This is a genomic window from Collinsella ihumii, from assembly GCF_900046475.1.
In the GTDB taxonomy this organism is placed as follows: domain Bacteria; phylum Actinomycetota; class Coriobacteriia; order Coriobacteriales; family Coriobacteriaceae; genus Collinsella; species Collinsella ihumii.
This window is the reverse complement of sequence record NZ_FCOU01000030.1, coordinates 1-1,929: the sequence shown is the minus strand read 5'-3', so window position 1 is coordinate 1,929 and position 1,929 is coordinate 1. Positions and strand designations below refer to the sequence as shown.

The window sequence follows — 1,929 nt, the reverse complement described above, 5'->3', positions numbered from 1 at the left end:
GGGGTTTTTCTTTGCCAAGATCGTTCGCCGCTGCATCCCGCCCTACATCGCCGGCCTCATCATCGTGATCGTCGGCCTGTCGCTCACGCCTACCGGCCCGGGCGGCGTGCGAGAAGGCCAGGGCTGCCGGCGTGGACCTGCGCGCATTCTTGCGCGATGCGGATGGGCTCGCCTGCGCGCGACGGGCGATCCGCCATGCCCGCGGGGCCATAGACTTCGAGACGGTCGAGGTGCATGCGCTGCTCGACGGGCAGGGACTGCCGGTGAGGATCGTCACGCGCGAGCGGACGGCAGCGACCTCGCTGGTGGAGGAGGCCATGCTGCTTGCCAACGAGTGCGTTGCGAGCTGGCTTGCCGACCGCGGGCTCGATGCCGCCTACCGCGTGCACGAGCCGCCGTCGCCCGATGAGCTGGCGGCCGCCTCGAAGACGCTGGTGGAGATCGGCGCCATCGACCGTGCGAGCGCCGCGGCCATCAAGGCGGGCGACCCGGCGGCCATCGAGCACGCCGTCGAGAAGAGCCATGGCACGGGCTATGCCCCGCTCGTGAACGCCCTGCTGCTGCGCGCCATGCAGCGGGCGGTCTACCGGCCTCACAACCTGGGGCACTACGCGCTGGGCGCAGACGCCTACTGCCACTTCACCTCGCCGATCAGGCGTTATCCCGACCTGCTGGTCCATCGCGAGCTCAAGCGCGCACTCGCGCAGGAGCGCCTCGGCAAGGCTGCGGCGCGCGAACGGACGCCCCAGCTCACCGGCGTCGGCTCGCAGGCCCTGCTGCCGGTGCTGCCGCAGCTCTGCCGCCATGCGAGCACGCGCGAGCGCATCGCCGACGCCGCCGCGCACGCGACGCAGAAGGTCAAGGTCGCCCAGTACTACGCGAGCCGCATCGGGGAGCGCTACGCGGGATCGGTGTCGTGGATCGACGAGATGGGGGCGTTCGTGCGCCTCGACGACACAGGCGCCGAGGGCCTCGTGCGCATGTCCGCTCTCGGCGGTGACGAGTGGTGGGATTTCGACGGGGACCTGATGGTGCTGTCCGCGAGTGCGAGCGGACGGACGATCTCGCTCGGGACCCGCGTGGTGGTCGAGGTCGCGCGCGTCAACCCGGTGCGCGGCCATCTCGATCTTGCCCTCATCCACGCGGCCCGTGCGCTACACTGATAACCCACCGTATTCGATTGGGAGGAACTTGTGGAACTGCCCATTTCCGAACGAGATATCGCGCAGGCGGAGAGCTACCTCGCCGCAGGCGACCTGCCGTCGGCGACCCCGCTGCTCGAGCGCCTAGTCGAGCAGGCCGAGGAGTACATCGACGCCGAGTGCCAGGCGACCGACAAGGTCCAGTACTTCAGCTTCGCCGACGCCTTCGAGCGCCTGGCGTACCGTCGGGTGGAGCGCGACCCGCGCGAGCTCGTGCAGGTCGGCGCGCCGTTTGACCGGCTGTACGCGGCGCTGTCGTTCGCCTATATCAACCAGGAGGATTACGTCAGCGCCAAGAACACGCTCACGCAGGCGGTGCGCTGGGATCCCATGAACTGCGCCTACCGGCTCGACCTGGCCGAGCTGCACCGCGCGCTCGGCAACACCCAGGAGTGGGCGGCGCTGAGCTTCTCGGTGATCGAGCGCGCGTCGGACGGGCGCTCGGCGGCCCGCGCCTACGCCAACCTCGGCCAGTTCTTCCTCGACAACCACAATGCGCTGGCGGCAAGCGGCTGCGCCCGCGTGGCGAGCAGGCTCGCGCCGCATGACGGTCGCGTCGCGGCCTGTCTCTTATACACATCTAGATGTGTATAAGAGACAGGGGTATACACCAACTGATTCGCCATGAGGAGGGAGGCGCCATGGGGCGCAAGAACAGAAGGCGCCACAGGCACGGCCCCCCCCGTCTCAGGCATAAGCCGCCGCCGACCGGCCCCACGCCCCAAGG

At 69.3% G+C, this 1,929-nt stretch carries 2 protein-coding genes; both read left to right on the top strand.

The genetic code is table 11. From position 1 onward, the window contains the following. The first annotated feature begins 131 nt into the window (after positions 1 to 131). Positions 132 to 1,163 carry an RNB domain-containing ribonuclease gene (locus tag BN3789_RS12145; protein WP_066834741.1) on the top strand — a complete coding sequence of 344 codons (1,032 nt, stop codon included), beginning with the start codon at positions 132 to 134 and terminating at the stop codon, positions 1,161 to 1,163. 30 nt (positions 1,164 to 1,193) lie between these two features. Next, positions 1,194 to 1,796 carry a tetratricopeptide repeat protein gene (locus BN3789_RS12140; RefSeq protein ID WP_187119155.1) on the top strand — a complete coding sequence of 201 codons (603 nt, stop codon included), beginning with the start codon at positions 1,194 to 1,196 and terminating at the stop codon, positions 1,794 to 1,796. The last annotated feature ends 133 nt before the right edge of the window (positions 1,797 to 1,929 follow it).